Origin of the sequence: Thomasclavelia spiroformis DSM 1552, from assembly GCF_025149465.1 — a bacterium.
In the GTDB taxonomy this organism is placed as follows: domain Bacteria; phylum Bacillota_I; class Bacilli_A; order Erysipelotrichales; family Coprobacillaceae; genus Thomasclavelia; species Thomasclavelia spiroformis.
Genome location: NZ_CP102275.1, coordinates 1,060,692 through 1,086,197, shown reverse-complemented (window position 1 = coordinate 1,086,197; position 25,506 = coordinate 1,060,692). Strand labels below are relative to the sequence as shown.

20 protein-coding genes and 1 pseudogene are annotated in these 25,506 nt (G+C 26.9%); 11 read left to right on the top strand and 10 right to left on the bottom strand.

Annotated features, from left to right (window positions below):
- Positions 1-104: 104 nt before the first annotated feature.
- Genes NQ543_RS04970 through NQ543_RS04955 form a run of 4 tightly spaced genes read left to right on the top strand, consistent with a single transcriptional unit; the run spans position 105 to position 1,663 of the window.
- Positions 105-362, top strand: coding sequence for a hypothetical protein (locus tag NQ543_RS04970; RefSeq protein ID WP_004610010.1), 258 nt, complete (start codon positions 105-107; stop codon positions 360-362).
- Positions 363-387: 25 nt separating this feature from the next.
- A complete protein-coding gene (locus NQ543_RS04965; protein WP_004610012.1) occupies positions 388-816 on the top strand; it encodes a VOC family protein in 429 nt (142 codons plus the stop codon).
- A 14-nt stretch (positions 817-830) separates the two neighbouring features.
- On the top strand, positions 831-1,259 hold the full coding sequence (locus NQ543_RS04960; protein WP_004610013.1) for a cytidine deaminase family protein: 429 nt from the start codon (positions 831-833) through the stop codon (positions 1,257-1,259).
- A 26-nt stretch (positions 1,260-1,285) separates the two neighbouring features.
- Positions 1,286-1,663: a GNAT family N-acetyltransferase gene (locus NQ543_RS04955; protein ID WP_004610014.1), complete on the top strand. Its 378-nt coding sequence runs from the start codon at positions 1,286-1,288 to the stop codon at positions 1,661-1,663.
- Between the two features lie 254 nt (positions 1,664-1,917).
- Here NQ543_RS04955 and NQ543_RS04950 read toward each other — a convergent pair whose 3' ends face one another.
- Entirely contained in the window at positions 1,918-7,716 is a 5,799-nt protein-coding gene (locus NQ543_RS04950) for a lamin tail domain-containing protein (RefSeq protein WP_004610015.1), read from the bottom strand.
- A 781-nt stretch (positions 7,717-8,497) separates the two neighbouring features.
- On the opposite strand from NQ543_RS04950, the gene NQ543_RS04945 reads away from it, so the two are divergent.
- From NQ543_RS04945 to NQ543_RS04925, 5 genes are all read left to right on the top strand, one after another.
- Entirely contained in the window at positions 8,498-9,391 is an 894-nt protein-coding gene (locus tag NQ543_RS04945; RefSeq protein WP_039904276.1) for a helix-turn-helix transcriptional regulator, read from the top strand.
- A 63-nt stretch (positions 9,392-9,454) separates the two neighbouring features.
- Entirely contained in the window at positions 9,455-10,204 is a 750-nt protein-coding gene (locus tag NQ543_RS04940) for an N-acetyltransferase (RefSeq protein WP_004610017.1), read from the top strand.
- Between the two features lie 11 nt (positions 10,205-10,215).
- On the top strand, positions 10,216-11,097 hold the full coding sequence (locus NQ543_RS04935; RefSeq protein ID WP_039904279.1) for an SPL family radical SAM protein: 882 nt from the start codon (positions 10,216-10,218) through the stop codon (positions 11,095-11,097).
- Between the two features lie 575 nt (positions 11,098-11,672).
- The gene (locus NQ543_RS04930; protein WP_004610019.1) at positions 11,673-11,963 is read left to right on the top strand and encodes a DUF3784 domain-containing protein; all 291 of its coding nucleotides are present in this window, start codon (positions 11,673-11,675) and stop codon (positions 11,961-11,963) included.
- Positions 11,964-12,168: 205 nt separating this feature from the next.
- Positions 12,169-12,309, top strand: a complete 141-nt coding sequence (locus tag NQ543_RS04925) for a hypothetical protein (protein ID WP_004610020.1) — start codon at positions 12,169-12,171, stop codon at positions 12,307-12,309.
- A 262-nt stretch (positions 12,310-12,571) separates the two neighbouring features.
- Here the strand turns inward: NQ543_RS04925 and NQ543_RS04920 are convergent, their stop codons facing one another.
- The 4 genes from NQ543_RS04920 to NQ543_RS04905 form a co-directional block, all read right to left on the bottom strand.
- A complete protein-coding gene (locus NQ543_RS04920; RefSeq protein WP_004610021.1) occupies positions 12,572-12,781 on the bottom strand; it encodes a hypothetical protein in 210 nt (69 codons plus the stop codon).
- Positions 12,782-12,823: 42 nt separating this feature from the next.
- Entirely contained in the window at positions 12,824-14,134 is a 1,311-nt protein-coding gene (locus NQ543_RS04915; RefSeq protein WP_039904281.1) for a sensor histidine kinase, read from the bottom strand.
- Positions 14,118-14,687, bottom strand: a complete 570-nt coding sequence (locus tag NQ543_RS04910) for a response regulator transcription factor (RefSeq protein WP_259935732.1) — start codon at positions 14,685-14,687, stop codon at positions 14,118-14,120. The genes NQ543_RS04915 and NQ543_RS04910 overlap by 17 nt, the downstream gene beginning before the upstream one ends.
- Before the next feature lie 345 nt (positions 14,688-15,032).
- On the bottom strand, positions 15,033-15,419 hold the full coding sequence (locus tag NQ543_RS04905) for a group II intron maturase-specific domain-containing protein (RefSeq protein WP_004609458.1): 387 nt from the start codon (positions 15,417-15,419) through the stop codon (positions 15,033-15,035).
- 18 nt (positions 15,420-15,437) lie between these two features.
- Here NQ543_RS04905 and NQ543_RS04900 point away from each other — a divergent pair, with 18 nt between their 5' ends.
- A complete protein-coding gene (locus tag NQ543_RS04900; RefSeq protein WP_004610025.1) occupies positions 15,438-15,860 on the top strand; it encodes an ATP-binding protein in 423 nt (140 codons plus the stop codon).
- Between the two features lie 38 nt (positions 15,861-15,898).
- Positions 15,899-16,249 (top strand): annotated as a pseudogene (locus tag NQ543_RS04895) (transposase); the annotation flags it as partial.
- Positions 16,250-16,408: 159 nt separating this feature from the next.
- On the opposite strand, the gene NQ543_RS04890 reads toward NQ543_RS04895, so the two are convergent.
- From NQ543_RS04890 to NQ543_RS04870, 5 genes are all read right to left on the bottom strand, one after another.
- Positions 16,409-17,659 (bottom strand): TIGR02679 domain-containing protein, encoded by a 1,251-nt coding sequence (locus tag NQ543_RS04890; RefSeq protein ID WP_004610027.1) that lies wholly within the window; start codon positions 17,657-17,659, stop codon positions 16,409-16,411.
- Positions 17,656-21,651, bottom strand: coding sequence for a TIGR02680 family protein (locus NQ543_RS04885; protein WP_004610028.1), 3,996 nt, complete (start codon positions 21,649-21,651; stop codon positions 17,656-17,658). Before NQ543_RS04885 ends, NQ543_RS04890 begins: the two co-directional genes overlap by 4 nt.
- 1 nt (position 21,652) lies before the next feature.
- Positions 21,653-22,768, bottom strand: coding sequence for a TIGR02678 family protein (locus NQ543_RS04880; RefSeq protein WP_004610029.1), 1,116 nt, complete (start codon positions 22,766-22,768; stop codon positions 21,653-21,655).
- A complete protein-coding gene (locus NQ543_RS04875) occupies positions 22,758-24,248 on the bottom strand; it encodes a TIGR02677 family protein (RefSeq protein ID WP_004610030.1) in 1,491 nt (496 codons plus the stop codon). Before NQ543_RS04875 ends, NQ543_RS04880 begins: the two co-directional genes overlap by 11 nt.
- A gap of 372 nt (positions 24,249-24,620) precedes the next feature.
- Entirely contained in the window at positions 24,621-25,418 is a 798-nt protein-coding gene (locus NQ543_RS04870) for a hypothetical protein (protein WP_039904285.1), read from the bottom strand.
- Positions 25,419-25,506: the final 88 nt, after the last annotated feature.

Below are 25,506 nucleotides of genomic sequence, written 5' to 3'. Positions count from 1 at the left end.
TTTATATTAAAATATTATTTTAATAACTCATCTTTAATTGAACAAACTTTATAAAACCACTATAATTAAAATAAAAGATATTATGATATATGGAAGTGATATGTATGATAGTTTTAGGAATAATCATGTTAATATATGGTTTATTTACAATAATTAATGGAAAAATGCCATTTATTACTAAATATTCAGGAATTAAAAATATTTCTTTACATTGTCGTATTGAAGGATGTGCTATATTATTAGCAAGTTTATCAATCATCTTATTTAATTATTTAAATTTAGATTCAGTTTGTATGATGATACTTTTAATTACTTTATGTATCATAACTATAATTATTGAAATTATTTTAAAAGTATTTTAAAAAAATTAAATTTGGGGGATATTTTATGAAACTAGCAACAACTTATATCTGTGTTGATGATATTGAAAAATCATTAAATTTTTATAAAGCATTATTGCAACAAGAACCACTTTATTGCAATGATGATCGCTGGGTAACATTTGATTGTGGCAATTTAATTTCTCTTTATAATAGAAAATATGATGAAAAGTTAATTAAAGAAACAGATACAATTCATTTTAATCAAGCTTATTTAGATGATTTTAATAAACTTGTTTTACCTAAAAAGAATAATGTAGTAATATTGAATTTTGAAGTTAATAATTTAAAAGAAGAATATAAACGCATCAAAGATTTAGCTATTGGTGATGTATCAGAAATTTTATATGTTAATGTACACTTACCATATTATTATTTTAATATTACTGATCCAGATGGTAATATTTTGGAAATAACTGGAAAATATGAAGTTTAAAGGAGTAAAATTATATGGATATTTGGGAAAAGTTATATTTAAAAGCAAAAGAACAATATCATCCAGAAGAAGTATCACCATTTATTTATGCACATCATGTTGTTTGTGCTTTGGAAAGTGAAAACGGTGAAATATATACTGGTTTTTGTATCGAAAGTTGTTGTGGTGTCCTTGATTTATGTGCTGAAAGAACTGCTGCATTAAATATGTATATAAACAGTGGCCAAACAGTTATTAAAAGATTAATAGCCTTTCGCGATAAAGCACCTTTTGGTAAAGGTAGCGGAATACCTTGTGGAGCATGTAGAGAATTTTTAATGCAGTTAAATATAAAAAATAAAGATACAGAAATAATGGTCGATTATAAAAATCGTGAAATTATAACTTTAGGAAAGCTTTTACCTGATTGGTGGGGAATATATCGTTATGAAAAAAATGAATGATATTATTAACGAAAGGAATATAGTTTATGATTGAATATAAAGTTAATGATACAAAGCTTTTAGCTGATAAATTTATTTTGTTTGTTAATCAAATATGGAAAGGTAATTATGATTTAAATAAAACTACTGATGCTTTATCTAAAACAATAAATATAACTGCATATGATGGAAATACACTTATTGGCTGTTTAAGAATTCTTAGTGATGGTTATTATTTTGGAACTATTACAGAATTACTTGTTCTTCCAAAATATCAAAAACAAGGAGTTGGTAGTAAACTTCTTCAACTTGCAAAAGATAATACACCTACTCTATTATATTTTGGAGCCCAACCAGGAGTAGAAACATTTTATGAAAAAAATAATTGTAAAAAAAGCTTACAATCTTATATTATTGAAAAATAATTTAACTACAATAATATTATATTAACTAAAACTGCTAATTACATATTTTTATACATTTAAAAATCGAGAATACTTTATTTTTATTACTATATAGAATTATAAAGTTTCATAAGATTTTAACGTATCCTCAAATATATAGGGGCACTTTTTTTATTTAAAAAATACGGAGTGATTAATCACTCCGTATTAAATGAGTCATATAATTGCATGTTATTCTAGATTGATTTTATTTCTATGTGATATAAAGTCATTAATTATTTATGATTATTTTTTAGATTTTTTAAATATTTTTTAATCGTTATTATAAAAGCCATTAAGCTTACAATTGCCAATGTTAAATAATTAATATTTACAAGATCCCCTGTAAATGGTGTATTGTCAGATGTACTAGTAGTTCCATTTGTATTACTATCATTTTCTGGTTGAACATTGATATCTTGATCATCATCATTTTCAACAACTTCTACTATTCTAGTTACAATAGTAACATTATTAAAGCTATCAGTTACTTGATATACCAACTTATATCTACCAGCTTTATCAACATCGACACTCCCTAATACAACAATTTGACTAGTTAAATCATTACCTTGGCTGTCATAAGCTTTAACATCTTTCAATGGATCAAAATCTGTTCCTACAGCAACCTTATTAAATTCATCATCAGGTAATACAATCGTTGGTTTGATATTTTGTTTATCAATATTAACATAATTAACATTTGATCTTGTTAAACCACCATTAGCATCACTAATTTCAACATACCAGCCAAATAGTCCATGAGGAGCATTTTCTAATGTATAACTAACTTCCTGATTACTTTTTACACCATCAACTATACCAAAAGTATCATTTGTATAAATATTGACATCTAAATTTGTTGTTTCAATTTGTTTTTGAACTGGTGTAATTCCTAAATCACTATAATTAATTATAAATTCTTCTTCGCCATTAATATTAGCTACATCACCAATGTTACTTTCATCTTTAGCGTTATAATCATCTAATGAAGGTGAATATGTTCTAATAATTATTTGTCCATTAGTATTATCAAAATGCATCAATCGCATATAACCCATACCACCTTGGGCTAAGCCTTGATAATCAAATAACATCTGATAAACATTACGATCATTAACACCATCATGATTATCATCAAACTGCGATACTACTGTTTGAGCATTATGATAATGGCCAGATAAAACCATACAAACATTAGGATTAACAGCTACGACTTCATTATAGATTCGTTGTGGTTCTTCACCTAAGCCACCACTAGCTAATAGGTATTCATGGAAATTCAAAATTGCTTTTCTTTCTGGATATTTAGCCAAAACATCATTCATCCATTGAATCTCTTGGTCACCAATACCCCATCCCATATATAACATGATAAAATCAATACCATCAACAGTAATTAAATCATAATGCCCACGATTATCTTGATAACTTTCACCATACCATGGGGTTTGATTATATCGATCTTCACCAAAATATTTAGAGAAAGAAGTATAATCACCACTTAAATGACCAACATCATGATTACCAGCTAAAACACCATAAGGTATATTAGCATCATCAAGCATTTTATAAGCATTATCAGCATTGATCCATTCTTGTCCTTGATCTTCGTCATCAATAATATCACCATCATGGAATAAATACTGAATATTCATTCGTTCACGATTAGCTATCAACCAATTATGAATATCTAATTGATATTGATAGTTTCCATCAACATCTTGAACCGGATTACCATCAAAGTCTTCATTATAATATTGAGTATCACTTTCAATTGCAAATGTAAAATCATAGTTTTCTCTTGGAGTATCTGCTGGATTAGACATTGTACCAGTAACATCTTCTCCATATTGATTAGGAGTATATCCTTCACCATTTTGAACCATAATTTTAATTGTTTGATCAAATAAGTGATCTTTCAATATTACTTCACCGGTTAATTTCATGGTTTCATCATCAATTTCCATAATCGTATCTAATTTATCAAAAGTGTTAGTTGTATAATTATATGCATACATAAAAGTCTTTTGATTATTAGATTTACCTTCCCAATCAATCTTAACAGTTGCCTCATCACTAATATTACCACTTACTTTAACATCAAACTGTTGATAAGGGAAACCATCACCAGAATCACCACTGAAATCTTGAGTATTATTACCAGAAATCTGACTAACACCACTAGACAAAGTAATATTAGCATCACCTAATAGGTAACGTTCACCCCTTTTGAAAGCAACCTGCATCAAATCATCAGTACTATCACTTACAGTAACTTTAAATGTTGGATCACCATTAATAGTTGTCCCACTTACTGGTGTTATTTCCCCATTAATTGCTGCATTCTCTTCTGGAGTTACAAAGTTTATTACCTTGCTAGTAACATTTCCAATCATATCTGAAGCAGTTAATACTAATTGATGATTACCAGGAGTCATTTCTAATGAACGAAAATCATAAGGCAATTCAATTCCTTGTCCATCAAGGGTAGCAATTAAAGTACTTGTATCACAAATAGCATCTTGTGCACTAGCTTCAACAGTTCCATTATGATAAATTTGACCTTCAACCATATTAGTTTCAATAACAGGGGCCGTATTATCACTAACAAATGATACTGTCTTACTACCACTTGTTACACTATGAGTACCATCTTCTAACATAGTTGTATCAAGATCATAACGTAAAGCGTTAAAGTTTTGTTCATCTAATGTGAAAGTAGCATATAAAATTTCAACTTTGCTTGTACCATCACCCATACTAATTTCTTTTTCAGGAGTAATATCATTCACTTCAACAGGACTATCTGGTTTCCAGTTATCTTCAGTATGTTCAACTGCTCCTAAACCATAAACAGCACTATATTGACTAGCTCTTAAAGTTGTACCATCTGGTAATGTTAATCTAATATTTTTTAAAGTAAAATCATCGTTATTTTCAACATTGTGTTCTAAAGCGTTAGCTTTATTACCCGCATGGAAGGCAACTGTAATTGTTTTTGTTTCACTATCAAAGTAGCTGGCATTTATATCATAAGCATATGTTCGCCAATCACTATAAGTACCTTCATTGAAAACACCAATTACATCATTTCCAATAGCAACTGCATTTTTAAAGAAAACATCAGTTTGAGTAGTATCAAACACAATTCTTGCGTTTCCATTAATTGATTTAACTGCTTTATTAGTTACATCCTGATCATCAATTATTAAATTATTACCAGTACCTATAATTTGTTCAGTCTGGTTAATAATTGCACCTTCACTAATATTGATTTGATCACCAGTAGATACTGGATTTTCATTATTAACTGTGTTAACAGGTGTGGTTATTTGTTGATAGCCATCACTAATAACAAAATAATATGTATATGAGGATTTATTATATAAATCTATTGCCGGTAATGTTTTAGAAAAATTATCGCCAGAATTACGTAATAAATTATAAACTTCATAATCTTCACTATTATTATCTTTTAAATACAAATAAACACTTTTAATTGTTGTTTCGTTAGATTTAGCATCAAGTAAAAAAGTTAAATCACTAGCTTCATTAAAAGTAGTTGGTGTATGATCTTGATATACCGGCAAAGAAACAATTTCTGGTAAAACAGCTTCATACATTGGTTTTTCGCTCACTGTTCCAGGTGATGGCTTAGCATCATTATCAACTAGTACACTAGTAAAAGTTAAACCATCATATCTATTTTGATATACAATTGATTTATCAGCTGTAGTATCATCAACACCATCCATATTATATAAAACATAATCTAAAACATCTTTAATATTAGAAGTTATTTTCAACCCACGAGCTGAACCATTAGCCATTCCTGCATTATAGATTGAAATTAAATGATCACTGTCTAGATTAGTATTAAATTTATTATTAAAATCACTAATTTGCAAATCATCATTAGCACCGTTTTTAATCCAGAAAACTAATGTATCATGTGATTTGATAATTTTATCTTCATTAGTTTCATACCAGATAACATCACCATCTACACCTTGATCAGGATAATTATAATACAATTTATAATCTTTTAAATTAATATCCAAATTTGAATTATTATAAATTTCAATAAATTCATAACCATCACTGCCACCAACATTAGAACTATCAGGCATAATTTCACTAATAACCAAAGGAGCGACCTTACTTTGATCAATCATCCCTGGTTGTTCGATTACTACCGTGTTCTTAGCAGAAGTTGCTTTATTAAGACCATCAGTAATAGAAACATCATATGTTAAATTTGAATAACCTGTTAAATCTTGAGCTGGTACATCTACCTTCAAAATTCCATCAGTATATAATAAATCATAGCTAGCTACGATATTTTCATCTTGATATAGATTTAACTTAGCATCAATAATCATCTTAGTAAGATTAGTATTTTCTAACCTTACAGTAAAATTATCATTGGCACTTACAAAACTATCAGCCACTACTTCAACTTCAGGGTTTTCGACAATTGCTGGTGTTAAATATTTACCAGTAATTAATTGTTGACTATTTAACTTTCCTAATGTTACTTCATTATTATAAACGGGTACTCCAGAATTTGAAGTGTAATTATAATAAATAGCTTCATCGGTGTCGATTTTACCATTACTAGAATCACCAGCAGTATAATCTACAGCTGTTAATTCTTGATTGGTGTTAGTAACAATTTTAAATCCTCGTGTACCACTATTGCTCATTCCATCGCTATGAATAGTTGTAAAATTATCACCAGCAACAAAATTAGTACCATAATTATTATTAAAATCTGCAACTGTTAAACCTGCTTGTTCTACAGCATCATTAACAATCCAAACAGTTAACACTTCTTTAGCTTCTAAGACAATATCATCATCTAATTTCCAAACTGTTTTTTTATTACCATTAACATAAACTAGCTGATAATTATTTACAGCCACCTTTTGGTCACTAACATTAAATATCTGTAAATATTCATAAGCATCACTACCAGAAACATTAGCGCTGTTTGGTGATAATTCACTAATTAATAGTGGTGAAGCAAATTCAACTGTTCCTTTATTAACAGTGACTGTTTGCGTTGCACTAATAATTTCATTGATACCATCATTAAAAGTAGCACTAATATTTAAAAGCTCCTCATTACTAATTTCACTAGCAGGAACACTATAAACATAATTACCGTCATTGTCATATGTCATATCATATTCTTTATCATTTACCTTTAAAGTTGCTTTTAAAATAACTCCTGGTAAATTAGTTGTAGCTTTTACAACCAAAGCTTCGCCAGCATTGATTTCTTGAGCAGTATTAACGGTAACAATTCCATCATTTACTGTTACAAATTGATACTTACTTTCTAATTCTTGTTGTTCAATCAAACTACCTGGTGTAGGATCTAAATCATAACTATAAGTACTTTCTTGAACTCTACCGGAATTATAAATAAAGTTAATTCCTTTTTTTGTCTGGGCTTTTACATCTTCATCATTATAAATTACTGAACTTAAAATTTGTTTAGTGTTTTTTACTGTAACCTGTAGTTCTCTTTGACCGCTATTAGAAAAACCACTAACAATATTTTCAGTTTTAACAATCTGACCTTCATCAGCTGATAAATTATAATATTCTCTAAACAAAGCTAAATCTAAATCTTTACTTTCTTCATTTTGAATCCAAACAATCAAAGCTTGATTAGCTGGTAAAATAGTATTAACCGGTAAATTCCACTCACTAATAGTACTTCCATTATCATATAGCACTTGGTAATCATCTAGATTAATACTTTGATTACTAGTGTTATATAATTCAAAATATTCAAAAGCATCGCTTCCATTGGCTGTTATCATATCACTTTGATGACTATCTGCAACTATTTCACTAATAATAATTGGCGATGTAATACTATTTTCATCTAAAAAAATCGCATTACTATTATCATTATTAACTGCTTGTAATGAAATAACACTATTGCTACCTACTACAAGAGCTGTTGCCAAGGTTGCCATTGTGACCTTAATTACTTTATTTGATTTTTTCTTCGTCATTTTTTCATCCCCCTGATATTACAAGAGTATTGTAACAGAACCATCATCGAAGTATGTTAAAGCCAAGTAATTTTTACGTTAATTATCTTTTATACATTCTTTACTAAATATTTACTTTGATAAAATCATTTTAAAATAACCTGTGTTAAAATTTAGCAAAAATAATAGACAAGCATTTGATAAATGGCGATAAGAAAATATCAAAAACAATTAAACTTAACAGTTGACAATTAAGGTTACAAAAAGCAATATCTATTTTTCTAAAGACACACACTATTTTTTGATATTACTTATAAACAATCAAAAAGTTATAATATGACATCCTACATATAAGTAAAGTGTATTTACTAAAAAAGCATAAAGTATAAAGAAAGTAATCAATTGTTTTTTTATTAGAAACGATCATTTTAATTATTGTTGCATCAAAATATCTTTCCTTACCTGTGAAATTTTCCATACCAGATAGACTTGTTGATTTTGGACAAAAAACCAATTTTCCATGGATAAATTTCATATTTAATTACTACCTATTATATCAAAAACAGAAAAAACTGTTGTTCATCAATATAAAATCATCAACAATATAATGAAAAATAATTTTAAATACATACTTAGTAATATATCTTTCTAAACTATTGATTATTCAAATTAGAAAATACAAATCTATAAATAGAGACTTATCTAATTTAGAAATTCAATAAACCTCAAAATCACCATAAATCTTGACATATAAATGTCATATTTATATGATAACATGAGAAGCAAGGGAGTGAGTGGCTATATGAAAGAAAGCAGATTATTTAGAATTATTTATCACTTAATGGAAAATGGAAAATCTACTGCTCCAGAGTTAGCAGAAAAATTAGAAGTATCAGTAAGAACTGTTTATAGGGATATTGATATTATTAGTAGTGCGGGCGTACCTATATATGTGACAACGGGAAGAAATGGTGGTATACAGATAGCAGACAGTTTTGTTTTAGATAGGTTGCTTTTATCTGATAAAGAAAAAGAAGATATAATAACGGCATTAAGAAGTGTATCTATTGTGGATGATCATAACCGTGATACACTATCAAAGCTATCAGCGATTTTTAATACAAAAAGTGAAAACTGGCTTGAGGTTGACTTTTCACGCTGGGGGAATAAATCGCAAGATAATACTATGTTTCAAAAGATAAAGGAAGCAATCATATCACACAAAATGCTTTGTATTGTTTATGCAAATACTCGTGGAGAAGTGATTGAAAGAGTAATCTGTCCACTCAAAATGGTGTATAAAGCGAAAAGCTGGTATATAAAAGCCTTCTGTATGAATAAGTCCGACTTCCGTATTTTTAAATTGACACGTATTATACAAGCAAGGAATATGGAAAAAAATTTTAGTCCTATGGAATTTCCACAAGAAAAGAAGGAAACAAAAGTAAATTATGAAAATGTTATACTGCGTTTTCCTCAAGAAATGGCTTATCGGATTTATGATGAATTTGAAGTTGATGAAATCAATCAAGATGATAATGGAGATTTTATAATTTGTGCTCCAATGCCTATAGATGAATGGCTGATTGGTTATCTGCTTTCTTTTGGTTCAAAGGTTTATATCATAGAACCAAAGTATTTAAAAAAAATTGTCTACAATGAAGCAAAAAAAATATGCGAACAAAATAAACCATGACATATGTTGTCAAGGTTATTGTGATATAATACAGATGAAAAAGTATTAAGGGGTGACCTATTAATGAATGAAACATTTATGAACTTAACGCTGGATAATCTGGATACAGAACATATATGTTGTGCAATTTCGGATAAAAAACATCAAGTTGGAGTATCAGTAAAAAAACAATGGCTTAAAAAACGAATTGAAGAAGGTCATGTTTTCCGTAAACTTGATCAAAAAGGAAAAGTATTTATTGAATATGCTCCAATAGAAACAGCATGGGTTCCTGTTTCTGGAGAAAACTATCTGTATATTTACTGCCTTTGGGTAGCAGGCTCTTTTAAGAAAAAAGGGTATGCAAAATCTTTACTTGAATATTGTATTCATGACGCAAAGGAAACTGAAAAATCTGGTGTATGCGTTCTCAGCTCAAAAAAGAAAAAGCCTTTTTTATCGGATAAGAAATTTTTTTTGAAATATGGTTTTGAAGTGGTAGATACGGCTGGGAATGATTTTGAGTTATTATCATTGTCTTTTGATGGGAATAAGCCTAGTTTTTCTAAAAATGTAAAGAAAATGACAATCGATCAAAAGGAACTGACAATCTATTATGGGTTGCAATGTCCATATATTCCTAATTGTATTAAACAAGTACAGGAATACTGTAATAAAAATAATATACCATTAAATTTAATTGCTGTAGATACTTTAGAAAAAGCTAAAAATGTTCCTTGCATTTTCAATAATTGGGCTGTTTTTTATAATGGTGATTTTGTGACTAATCATCTTTTGAATGAAACTTTTTTGAAAAAGAAATTTCAATTATAGAGGTATAGTATATGCACTTAAAAAAGGTGAAAGGGATTTTATCTTCATCAAATGGAATGAACTTATATCGAGGTTGTACTCACGGCTGTATATATTGTGACTCAAGGAGCAAATGTTACCACATGGAACATGCTTTTGAAGATGTTGAAGTCAAAGAAAATGCTATTGTCCTTTTAGAAAATGCTTTAAAAAGGAAACGATTAAAATGTATGTTGAGCACTGGTTCTATGACAGATCCTTATCTTCCTCTTGAAGATGAATTTGGCAGTGTTAGAAAAGCATTATCGTTAGCATATAAGTATGGGTTTGGCTTTACTTTGATTACAAAATCTAATCGTGTATTAAAGGATTTAGATTTATTAAAAGCTATCAATGACAAGACAAAATGTGTAGTACAAATGACATTAACAACTTATGACGAGGATTTATGCAAAAAGATTGAACCAAATGTTAGTACTACAAAAGAAAGAGTCGAAGTTCTAAAAAAGCTACATGATGCTGGTATTCCTACAGTTGTTTGGCTTTGTCCTATTCTTCCTTTTATCAATGATACGGAAGAAAACATTAAGGGTATTTTAAATTATTGTATTGAAGCAAAAGTTTATGGTGTAATTTGTTTTGGAATGGGACTAACGCTTCGTGAGGGAAATAGAGAATATTTTTATAGTCAATTAGATCAATCATTTCCATATATGAAAGACAAATATATACAAACTTATGGTATGCAATATCAGATAAATAGTCCAAATAATACAACATTGATGAAACTTTTTCATCAATTATGTGAAGATAACGGAATAGTACATGACAACAAAATTATCTTTGAATATTTAAGTGAATTTGAAGAAAAAAATAGAAGTATCCAGTTGAGCTTATTTGATGAACTTCTTTAACAAATTGATACTAATATAAATAGTGTACCAGATAAATAAAAAAACTATTGATATATAATATTACTTGAAAACAGTAAAAGAAGTAATAACTTATATAATTAATAAACAAGGACAAAAAATTAAAATTGAAGTGTAACACTATAAAAATAGACAAGTAGTTTAAAATTGAAGCAATTAATTATTAAAAAACAGTCTAAACTAACATGCTATAGACTGTTGATAAGCTTGATATTTTAATTAATTCTCTCCATTGCTGGGTCAAAGATTATTATAATGATGAAACTAAAATTTTTAGGAAATCAGGTAATTATGATTTAAATAAAACTAATAGTACTTTATCTAAAACAATAAATATAACGCATATAATGAAAACACACTTATTGGCTGTTTGAAAATTCTTACTGACAGTTATTATTTTAGAACACAGCCTGGAGTTGAAACATTTTATAAAAATGATTGTAAGAAATTTTATAATCTTATATTATTGAAAAATGAATTTAACTACAATAATATTATATTGACTAGAATCGCTAATTACATATTTTTATACATTTAGAAATCAGGAGAAATGAAAAATGGATATAACTTTATTAATTTGTGCTTTATTTTTATTTATTTTAGCTATTTTATTATATATAGGAAAACTTAGTAATATGATTGCAGGATATAATACATTAAGTGCAAAAGAAAAAGAACAATATGATGAAGCAAAATTATGTAAGATACTAGCAATAACTTTGTTCTTCACATCAATTGTTTTAATCTTAGGGGCTATGAAAATATTAAGTTTTACCGATATGATCATTATTAGTATATTTATATTAATTATTGGGGTTATATTAGGAAATATTATTCCTAAAAAATAATATTTATATTAAAAATACTAACTAATTCTTTATATTTTATTACTTAAAAAATTAAGAATTATAAATTAAAATAAATATGTATGATGTTATAATTACATATTTATCAATTCCAACTCAAAAATCAATATAATCATATTTGATATTTAGAATTAATATAAAAATGATTATACCAATAAAACTAAAATATAAATAAGGAGTTAGACATATGATAGAATCTATTTTAAGTGATTTACTTACGGTATTTTTAGATATATTAATTTTTAATCCTTCTCATCCTAAAACTTCAAAAAAAAAGACGACTAATAAGATTAATTTTAATATCGCTAATATTTATTGTATATCTTAGTATTTTTGCAATATCACTTTTTATTACAATATCATCAATTCAATTTGATAAAACATTGGCAATTAAAATGGGAATTGTCACATCTTTATTATTGTCGATACTTTTAGTTTTCAGTGTTAAAGTTTATAATCAATGGAAAAAATCACAATCATCTAATTAAATACATATTTTATTGATTATATTTATATATCATAATGATTTTAATAAAACCATACACATAACAAAAACTGTTAAAAAAATCAACCCGCATATAAAATAACTTTTATCTATAATATTTTATTTTATCAAAATTATCAAAATACAACGATATTTCACCACATTTAGGACATATTGCAACTTTTACTTTTCCTAGTTCATCACTAAATATACTATTTCCCTTAGCCAATAACATAGTACCCATTGCTGTTAAATTGGAAACTTTTAAAGTATAACCAGTTACCATTTCATTATTACATCGTATACATTTTCTCATTTTAACACCCCCTTTTAATTTATGTTTGATATTTTTACTAGATTATTTTTTATGAATAGGAAAATGTAATTCTATTATAAATATATTATTATCTTCATGCGTGATGAATTGCCCATTATGTTTTTTCATAATCGCTTTACAATTATTTAATCCTATTTTTGTTGATGATTGTTTAAAACTTTTTTCTTTCTTTTTTGTATTTTTAATTATGATAATTAAATCATTATCTATTAGATAATATTTGATTAAAATAGGTTTTTTTAAGTCAGCATATTTATTAATGTTTGAAAAAATATTATTGAATAATCGATGAAATAAAGTTATGTTTACATAAATATAAGAAGAAATATCACTGGTTTCTTTTTTTATTATAGTTCCTTTTGATTCTAATTCATAAAGATTTTCTTCTAAGATTTGACTAACTAAAATATCAGAATCTACTTTTTCAAATTTAATTTCATATGAATTTGAATGTAATAAAAAATGCGAAAATAATTCATTGATTAAATTGTTTAAATGAAATGATTTTTCATATGCTGTATTTAAATAGTTATATGTTATATCGTCTTTTTGAACTTGACCTTTAGCTAATTCAATAAAAGCAATAATTGACGTTAATGGAGTTTTGATATCGTGCGATAAAGTAGTTATAAGTTGCATATTTGCATCATAAGCTCTTTTTTCATTTTCGATTTTTTCAATAACTGACTTTCTTAAGGAATCTATTCCATAAGCAACTTGTGTTATTTCATCACATCCTTCAATATGAACTTCATGATTTAAATTATTAGATAATCCATTTAGATCATTGTATAATTGAACAAGATATTTAATTTTTTTTCTTACTCCAGCAATTATTATGAAAAAAAATAGTAAGATTGTAATAATTGAAATGACTGTACTTACATTATTTTGAAGAGTATAATCAAAACATAACAAATTTACATTTACTTTTGCATCTTTTAAAGTTAAATTATATAAATTTAATTTTGAATAATCATTTTCATTTTCCAATGCTAAATTGCTATTTTCAGTCATTCCATAAATACTATCATATATCAAATATCCATTAAAATATACTTTTAAAAGAACATTTTCTTGATGAAGTGACCATGATTTTATTTGTTCTATTTCCTTAAGGGTGACTTCTTTATCTGTAACATATTTTTGTAGCGACTTGAGATTTCTTTTTTCAATTGCTTCAATATTTTGACGATCATTAAAATATGAATCAATTAGTCCACTAGCAACAGTAGAAGTAATCGCATAAAAGAATAGACAGATAATAAATGCTACTGCACATAATAAAAATAATTCCATTTTAAGTGTTCTAAATTTATTTATCCTCTTCAATGCAATATCCCCTTCCCCACACATTCTTTATATATTGAGAACTTTTTGAAGAATCATATGATTCATGCCAAATACTTTCATACAAATTTTCTAAAGTAAATATTTTATTTTTATGCTGTGCTAATAACATTAATATTTTATATCCGATATTTGTAAGAGTTATTTCTTGATTGTTTTTATAAACTCTTGAAGCATATTTATCAATTCGTAAATCTTTGATATATATGTAATTATTTTTTAATGGTGAGTTTTTACTTTGCTTATTTTGATATACTTGATATCTTTTAATCAAAGAAGAAATTCGTGCAAGTAATTCTATTTTTGAAAATGGTTTTGATAAATAATCATCACCACCCATAGATAAACCAATATATTTGTCATATTCAGTACTCTTAACAGTTAAAAATAATATCAGCATGTCATAATTTTCTCTAATTTCAATACATGTTGTTATTCCACCTCTATTAGGCATCATAATATCTAAAATGATCAAATCGATATCATTATTTATTTTGCTAATTGCTTCATCACCATTAGATGCTTCTACAACAATATATTATTGTTTTTCCAATATTTCTTTTAGTGCTATACAAATTTCTTTATCATCATCAACAATTAATATTTTATAATTATTCACTATTTTCACCAACTTTCTTTATATAAAAATTATAGCATTTGTAAAAAATAATTTCATCTTATATTCTTTTAGTTTAAAATTTTCTATTTAATTTATAATAATTATTTTTTATGTTTATTAATTATAAGTTTTATTTCATAGTATAAACAGCTATAAAAATTTATTTATATTAAAAATATTTTTAATAATTGAATAGGGGCTAAGAATTAAAATCTTTCGCCCCTTTCACAACACCGTGCGTAGGGTTCCCTACACGGCGTTTCATAAGTTTATAGAGTTGTAATAATCTAGTGCACTTATAAATCCGTATATTTTTAATACTTCATTTGTAAGTGTCCTTTTTAGTATGAAGCTATTGGCGATGTGCCAGTAGCTTTTTCTTGTGTTTGCCCATTCCCATGCCTTACTTTTATTAATACCTAGTTTTTGTAAATTTCTATACCTTGTTCTTACTAACTTCCATCTTTTCCAATATATCATTCGTATTCTTCTTCTCATCCATGAGTCTATTTCCCTTAGATGTTTACTCATATTCGCTATCCTATAGTAATTCACCCAACCTGTAATGTATTCTTTTAACTCTTTAGCTAATTCCTTACTTGATATTGGTCGGTTCCTTTTGGTGATTTCCTTTATTCTCTTTTTCATCTTTTCTTTAGATTTCTTGTGAACAGTGATTCGTACGTTACCACTCTTCTCTATATAAAATATTTCATAAACTGCAACGATCTCATTCTGCAGCTAAAAAGAGCCCATCTAGAAAACAGGCTAGAAACACGACTGAAATTCTTCGCAAAATATAAGCTTCTTATCATAGATGAGGTAGGATTTCTTCCACTGGATAGCGAATCATCGAATCTTCTTTTTCAGCTGATAACAAAAAGGTATGAGAAACATTCAACAATCATAACAACCAACAAATCACTGTCACACTGGGGAGAGGTTTTTGGTGATAATGTATTAGCGAATGCAATCTTAGACAGACTTATCCATCATTCACATATCATAAATATCACAGGAAGGTCATATCGAACAAAGGATAAGATGTCCATGATTGAAGATAAAGATCATAACAACCAGAACTGGTGAAAGTTAAACTAACACTTTTGGTGAATTTTATATTGACATTAACAATCAGCAGAGTATTCGAGTGTGGTAAATGTCATGACTGTAAAGTAAAAGAAAAATGTACAAAGGCAAAGGAGCAAAGAAAAATACAGATAAATTATGCCTTAAATGAAATGCAGGATAAAGTAGATGAAAATCTTGGAACCGAAGAAGGAAAAGAGATGAAAAAGCAAAGAAGTATACAGTCAGAAGGGACATTTGGAATAATAAAGCAGAATATGGATTATGTCCGATTAAAAAGAAGAGGGAACATAAATGTAAAAACAGAACTGCTGTTAATAGGGATTGCCTATAATATACGAAAATACCACAATAAAAAGATGAAAAAGAAGGAGATGTCAATTTCCTAAAAAACTAAATAAAAACATGTAAAAAATACATGTTGTTTTTATAGTACCAAAAAAGTTATCTAAATACGGATAACTTTATTTTTTTTCTAAATATACGATATCAGGCAAAAAAAGGCGTAACGTCTAAAGATTAAAAATCTTTATTCGTTACAGCCCCTTTTACCTAATTGTTTTTTTATAGAAAGAAATTAGACCTTCCTGATAGCCAAAAGCAGCATTTTTAATTATTAAATCAGCAATATCTTTTAATACAGGAGTTTGAAGATTATAAAGCTTTTTCATTCTTTTACTAAAAAGATGTTGTTGCTTAGATAAAATTTGATAAAAATTTTCTTTACTATATCCCCACAAATTAAGTGTATCTAAATATCTTTGTTTCAATTTATCACTAATTAGTAATCCCTCTGGATCAAAATCACCTGCATAATATAGGATACATCCACTTTGGCTTAAATAATCTAATAACATATACGTACATAGATTAATTTGTCCATTACTACAAATCAATCCTACATCTAGCTGCTTATCTTTAATATAATTTACTAAGACCCGAAAAACTGATGGATTTTCAACAATATAAACATTCATTGCTTTAAACTTTTGTTTTACTTGCATCAAATTATAGAGATTCATATTCCATGGCTCATAGTTTTGATAAAACCCTTCCCAATTTGAAGCAGTGTCCGGCTTAAGATGGCAAATATAACAGTTATTTGACAAATCGTCTTTTAGTAATCCTGCTTGAAATAATATATCGTTTATATTATGTAATGTGAGTTTTTGTTTATCAGTTTTTAATAATACTGTGATTCCATCTATTAATAGTTTTTTATGAAAATCCTGATCAAAAAAATGTGGATCTCCAGTGATTCTCTGACTAAAAACTGGTAATAAAAGATATTGATTTTGATAAACTGGTAAGTTATTTAATGCTGTAGCAATCTTATCTAATTCTTTTAAAAACTCATTTTTATTTTTATAAATATACCGATTTACTTGAGCATCATTATTTAAATATGCTAATAACCACGGATAACAGTGATCTTGACTATACTTGGTCAAAAAATACTCTTTAAAGTTTTCAATTAATAGTATTTTTTTAGATTTTATTTCTTTATTGGTAATAATTGGTTTATTATCTAAATGATTTAAAACATCAAGATAATCTATTCCTTCAAATTTTGTTTCTTGTAATAATTGATTAAATTTTCTATAACTTATTTTTAATGTTCCATTAGATAAATCAGTTCCAAGAAAAGCACCAATTGTTTCTTTTTCTAAAGATGATAAATTAAATAAAGTAATTTGACCACCTAAATGTCCCAAACTTTGATATTTTTTAATCCAAGCTTGATTGAATCTTTTAAAGCCAGGATGTTTAAAATATTCAATACATTCTTTTAACATCATTTAATAACAACCCGTCGTTCATGACCATTCCATTTATAAGCGATTTTAGTAACAAATGGAGCATTATTAGGTCTAAATAGTTCATAAATAGCTAGTGATGGACAAGATGGATAATCTCCCCATAAAACCTGTGAATTCATAATATAATCAAAATCAAATTTAGTAATTAATGCAAATAGATTATCAATATTATTTTCGTCAACTCCAGCAAAAGCTTCATCTAAAGCAATTAAATGTGGCGCATCGAATCTAGCACTTTCAAATTTAGCAGCAACAGCAGAGAACAATGGGACATACATCGAAATTGCTTTTTCACCACCACTATAAGCAAAAAAGATTCGATTAGTCAGTTCTTTACGATTTTCATTAGGTTTTTTTGCGTATAATACAAATTCGAACCATTGGCGATAATCCATTACCTCTCTAATTAATTGATGAAATGAAGCAGAGATATTTTCATCAAGGCTTAACCGGCGAGCGTTTTCAATTTTGGTTCTAAAATGCTGAGAAATTTTTTGACGATCACTATCTTTTAAAATACGATAATCTTTTTCTAATAATTTAACTAAATTTTGAATATCTAATTCATCATCATCTATAGATTTTTTACTTTGCCATTTTAAAGTCAATTGCAATCCGCTACTAGTATTCATATCTTTAATGTAACGTTCCATTTTATCGATCCAGCGTCGACTAGCCTGAATACGGTCCCTTATTTTTTTACCAATCGTATTTACTAGAATCTCTTCAAAAATATGTCGATCCTCTTCTTGAATTAACATTTTTTGTGATTCAATTCGTTCTTGCAGAATATTTAGTAATTCAATAAAAGGAATTTTCTTTCCCAAATAAGTAGCTTTAATAATAAAATGACCAGTTACATCATCAGCTTCATGACATAATTCATCAACTTCATGAGTCAAATGATACTGTGATAAATATGAAGCTTGTTCAAAAAAAACTCCCTGCAAACTAGTTGCATATTCATTAACAGGTTTATTTATTTTTATTTTACTAGTTAATTGTTTTAAATTTTTAAACAAATTATCATCTTCTTTAAAAATAAAGCCATATTGAACTTCCTGCATTAAAATGTCATGATATTTTTTAGTATATTTTTCTTGTAATGTTAATTGTTCCTTTAAGTTAATTAATTCATCTTTATTATAAGATTGTTCAGCTTTTTTTGTTGAAGATAAAGAAACATTATCTTCGATTGCTTGTTGCAAAGTGACTATTTCTTGATCAAGCTGTTCTAATTTTTGTTGTAAATCGGTATAACCTGCTTCCTTTAGTTGTTGTTCAATATTATTAATCTTACCTGAATTTATTTGATAGTTATGTTTTAACTTAATTATTTCTGCATTTAAAAAATCAACGTCCACTTGAAATTCTAATAAATTATCCTGATTGATTGTTAATAGTGAGTTTATGTTATTAATATGATCAAGATTATTTTTCAACTCATCTAAACTATTATCATATTCTTCAATGTTTTCAAGTCGATTTATTAATGCACCTTTAGAAACATTGATCAATAGTACATTACAGCCTTGTTTTATTTGTTGATAGATATTTTCAAGATTTTTTTCTTTTTCATTTTTATGCTTAGTTAGTTGATTGATTTTATCTTGAATAAAATCAATTTCTTTTTGGGTTCTTTCTATTTGTAGATATGTAATTTTAAGTTCTTTTTCATCTTTAAAAGATTGCATTTCTTGTTTTAGTAAAATAACTGAGCCGTTTAAAGTGTTAATTTTATTATCAATTATTTCAATTTGATGCTTTTCATCTTCTAATTCTTGCTTTAATTGTTCTAATTTCTTTTGACGAAATTGTTCGCGGCTTTGAAAACCAATATAACTAGAATTAATGTTTCCATCAATAGAACCTTCGAGAACACCATTTTTAAAATATCTTTCATTGATATCTAAATTTCCTGATAATTGAATTCCTAATTGTTCTAATGATTGTAATAAACTATTTTTATCAAATGGTACTTTTAAAAGTACTGGTTTTAAATCACTAAGACTATTTTTAGTCCATAAATAATAATCATGTCCTAAGTCACCATTATTGAGCAATAATTCCTGCCACTTTTCTTCAATAATAATTGCATCTAATAAATGCATCTGTGTTAAGAATTCTTCTATTTTATTTTTTTCATCTTGGTCTAAATTCTGATCAAATTCCAATAATTTAAATAGTGGCATATATTCGATTTGTTTTTTAGATAAATTATGACGGTATAATGTTGTTAATTCATCACGAACAGGTTCAATATCAGTTTTATTAAGCCAGTTTTGATATTCATTTTCTAATGTTTGATATTGTTCATAATGCGATTTTAACGTTGTTTTTAATGAAGCCAACTCATTTGTGAATTGTTCCAAATGCTTTAGATAATTATTATGAACAATGTTATATATTGACATATATTCTTGATTGTATTCATAATCAATCAAGTAGCTAGTCATTGTTTCGATATCTAAACTGCTAAGTTTTAAAATGTGGTTTGTTTGACTGAATTGATAAAAATATTCTTGATATTGATTAACGCAATTTGAATATTGATTCATTGCATTTTGATATTTTTGATCCCATTTAGCTAATTTAGAATTATATATTGTTATTTCATCATCAATATCTTTTATTTGTTCTTGAATCGAATCGTATTGATTAAATAAATTAATAATATTTTGGGTGTTATTTTTTTCTTGTTTTAAACATTTTTTAGTGTACTCAAAGTCTATTTTTTCATTATTATCTAAGACTTCTTTAAGAACACTATGTTCGCTAAAAGGAAAATCTTCAATAATACGATTTAATGTATTGGTAATTTGATTGAATTCTTTTTCTAACTGATACATTTCATTTTGGTATTTTTCAATCTGATTTTGTAAATCAATTACTTTATTAGATTTATTTTCATGCTGGTCTTCTTTTTGAGTAATTTGGATAGAAATTGTTTTATTTTGATCTTTTAAATTTACTAATTCACTATGCATGTTTTCAATGTTTGGATTTATCAAATCTTTCTTTTCGCTTTGTTTAATTTCTAAATTAATTTTATTTTTTTGCAATTCTTCTTGTAATTGATGATATTCAATATCGATTTTATTTAAATTTACCTCTTTATCTTTGATTTCTTTTATAATACGATTTTGTTGCTCGTTTTCACGATTAAATTTTTGCCACTTATCAACTAAAATAACTTTATTATAAACATCATAAGCCTGATTTATGCGTTTAGCTGCATCATAACTGGTATTTAAATTTTGTAAATCATCTTGCAGATTATCCATACTGGTTATCGCTTCACTCATTGGTCGTAAATCATCTTCACTTAGTGGTTGCAATGATTGAGCTAATATTTCATTAATTTTTGATGGGCTTAAAGAATTAGATAATTTAGGAGATCGTAATTGTAATAATAAATCAATGGCATCTTTATAATCATCAATATTTTCAAATCCAAATAAACTATCATTTACTTTTTGCATATATTCTTTTTGACTAGAAATAACTTGATTACCAAGTACATTTTCCAATTGTTTTTTTGTTAAAGTAAAATGGTTTTCCATTAATTTAAAATCAATATTAACCCGTCGATTATCTTCAATTACAAAATACCAGGTTTCTAGTGGCTTATTTTTACGAGCTCTTATACCCATTCCAATGGTTTTATAAACATCACTGGCCAATCTTTTAAATTCTAAATATAAATAACCAATTCTTTCATCACGGTCAGAATTTTCATCGATTAGATAAGTGTCCATTTTTCTAGAGCGGGTACCAAATGGATCTAGTCGTTCACTACTACGGTTTCCATCTAACAATAAAGGAATCATACTTTGCATTGTAACCGATTTACCGCTCCCATTACTACCTCTAAGTAACATATGACCGTTTTCAAAATCAAACTCATCATCTTCATAACACCAGAAATCAACTAATCCTAAACGATTCATTTTCCATCGACTTACACTCATACTATCCCTCCTGATAATTCCCAGCTAACTTTCCAATTACTGGATATAATACTATATTATTATCGTCTATTACTTGTACAAACCCTAATTCGATTAAATATTGATATAATTCTTCAATAAATAGTGATCGACTTTTTTTTCGATATGTTGCTGGTAAAAAGCTTTCATTTTCCTTGATCATTCTTTCAATTGTATTTTTTAATCGACTTATAGAAATAACGACCATTTCATTATTATCTTTTTTTAAATCAGAGTTTTTAATTCTTTTTCTTAAATAAGCCATAATAATAATGATCATTTCATCTAAGGTATTGTTTTTGGGAAACATTTTTCCAATTCTAACTTCTTCATCTAATATCAAATAGGCACTAGATTTATAAACCTGCAATTCACATGGACAAATTTCTTGAAAATCGCTTTGGATTCTTTTACGATAATGACGTATAAAAGCAAAATCATCATTATTTTCATTTTCTTTATAAATTCCACACGATAGCATAAGTCTTCGATAAATTCTTTGCTTTCTAACAATTCCACGATCTTGTTGCAACCCAATCCAATCTTCTTTCATAAAATCCTGAGGAGTTTGATTTTCAAAAATATCATAAACAAAATTACGCATAAAATATCTGGATAACCCAGTGTTTTCAAATAAAACTTCAACATTTTCATCTTGAATAAAATGTTCCATTTCTCCATCATCTTGAATGAAAAGCTGTTCTTTTAAACAAAATTTTAAAACATTTACAAACATTTTACGATTAGTAAACTTTAACCAATAATCTTCACTAACATTTAATTGCATTTGAATAAATTCCGTCAAATACGACAAGATAAACTGTTCATCAGCATCTTTATCTTCTAAATAGATTAAAATATAACATAAAATCCGGTATTCTTCGACACTTTTAAATTCAGTTATTCCCATCCAAGGTTCAGCTTTTCCAGGAACTTTATCAATTTTTATAAAATTTTGATGGCTAATTAGGGGATATCCAAAATTATCTTGAAAAATTCTTTTTAGATTTTTAGCATCATCTTTAATCCGATAATACATATCCCGATCATCTTTTTTTAAAACCCATCTTTTAGATAATAGTATTTCTTTAGTATTCATTAGTTTCCTCCAAGAAAACAATTTTATATGATGGCATTATAAAATTACCATCATAACATTTTACAACACATTCTTCATCAATTTCTTGCTCGTCAATGTAAAATTCTTTACCATCATCAGTTTTAGCTTTTCGATTTGTCTGAGCTAACCCTTTTGATAACCATGATAATAATGTTTTACGCGTTTGTTCATCAATCACTGGTAAATTATTGAAAGCAATTTGATTATTGATGATTAATTTATTTATCTTTTCTTTTTGTTTGGCGATATTTTCTTCAATTTCTAACTGCTGCATTCTTTTTTCTAATGTATAATCTGTTGATGGTTTTCTTATTGTTTTTTTACGCACAATTCTAGAGTGACTATCAAATTTTAGAGTATCTGGTTTTTCATCATAAACGCCACTATTTATATTATCAGTCTCTCTTGGACTAAGGTTTTTTAAATGTAAACAATCACTAACTCCAAAAACATAAGCACTTAGACAATGAGCTTCATTTATATCACGACATTTTAAAAAAATTTTCGCTAAATGTTCATATTGTTCTTTACGATTAGAACCACGATTATTTAATTCAACAATCTGAGTGGCATATCGAGTTATTTTACGAATGATTTCGTTAGTAATATCATTTAAACGATCAATTTCATTTTGGCCTTCTTTTCCAACAAACCAGCGATAAAAACTGTCCCATTTTCCACAATAATTGTCATATATGTTTTTTTCATCTAATTCAACATCAATTCTTGGAATTGATAATTCATATTTAACTGCTTGATTAATTAATTTCTCTAAAAGATTTTGATCGATACTTTCTAATTGCAAAGCAATTAAATTACCTGTTTCTTGCATTGTTTTAACAAATGACCTTAAATAACTAATTAATTTATCTTTATAAACTAAAAACGCTTCAGTTTTCATTAATTCTTCAGCTTTAGCGCTATTTAAAGTTTTAATATAATCCTGATAGTTTTGATTTAAAGTAATAAAATCATTAATTAAATATTGCAACCAAGCATGAATTTCACTATCTTTTTTATTTTTCACTTCATTAATCTGACATAAATTTTGATAAATTCGTTCTAATAATGTTGGTTCTAATGAAGCGCCTTCAATTTCTAAATTTTCTAGACGAATAGTTAATCGTTCAATTTCTACACTATATTCTGTCAACTGATAACGATATTTACGATTTTTAAAATCCTCAACAGTTTTAACTTTTTGACTATCTTGAATAGCAGTTAAATTGCCCCACTCTACTAAACTTTGCAAGTCTTGTTGACATAAATCCATCGTATAATTTTGAAACTCATCAAGACCTGTCATCATTTCATAAATATCTTCTTTATGAAGCCAATAATGTATTTTTTCATATTCTAAGAAGAAATATCGCATGATAACACGATAACGTGCTGCATTTTCTACTCTTAAATAATTGACTTCTTTAATTGCTTTAGTCAACTTGTTTGATATTTCCATTATTTTTACCTCTCAATATGGTAAATTATATATAAGTTATATACAAAATAAAATACTTTTATTATAACTCGATATATCTTTTTCTTCCCCTGTTTATATTTTTTATATAAAAAGTAAAGTAACGATATCACATTAATCGAAGAACTAACTATACAAACAAGTGTCACACAAAGATAATTTCAAGCATTAATATCTCTTCTATTTCTAGACATTATGTTTTGGATTTCTTTTTTCCACCTGTAATTTTAGCTATTCTTCTTAAAATCGTTACTCATTCTTGATATTTCTATAATTTATTGCTTGCTGACTTGAATGATTTTTTAATAAATGATTAATATACTTAGCAAGCAAATAACTTCATGATAACAATTATTATTTTTTTAATGTTTCATCATTAAAAAAGAACACTGGACCATCTTTGATACATTCTTCAATATCAATAAATTGACTTATAAAATCAAAATACCCATCACTTCCTGCTCTTTTTTCATAATAAATAATAGTATCTAATACATTTGCAAGTGATATAAAAACACTTTTAAATATAAATGAAAATTGTGATTTGTCTTCTAAGTCAACATATTGTGACAAATACTTATACAAATGCGGATTTACATAAGGGTTACATATTTGTTCTAAACCATCTGCCAATGATAAAATATCTTCATGTGTATAATCTGTATAGTCGCTAGTATATCCATTTTTCAAATCGAATAATCGATTGATAACAATATGAATGATTTTTTTTGCCTCATAACTATTAATTTCAAATAGCTCAAAAAGTGCTAATAAATAAGATTCGATTGAATAAAGTTCATTTTCCCATTTTCCTACTGCGTCTGTTTTTATTTTACCATAATTTCTTGTAATTGCTCGTAAATTAGTACGTTCTTCTTGAACATCAAATCCATACTCACCAGGAATATGATAATCATGATTATTTTTTTCTAAAAAATCTTTCCATTTTTCATTATCAAACTCATCAGCAAAATAACTTTCTTTAACAAACACTTCTAAATAAAATGCAAGTAATTCAATAGCTCTTGTTTCGCTTATACCATGATCAATAATTTGTTGATACATCTTAGTAGTACTAGGCTCTAAATTTTCTTTTAATTGTTCTTTAATTATGTCTATAAAACCTGCTCTTATATAATCTCTATTACTCATTTTTCTTATTCCCCTCATCATTTCCAATTGATTTTAGTTTTTTATCTTTTAAAACAAAGATAAATCATACCTAAATAAATTATACTAT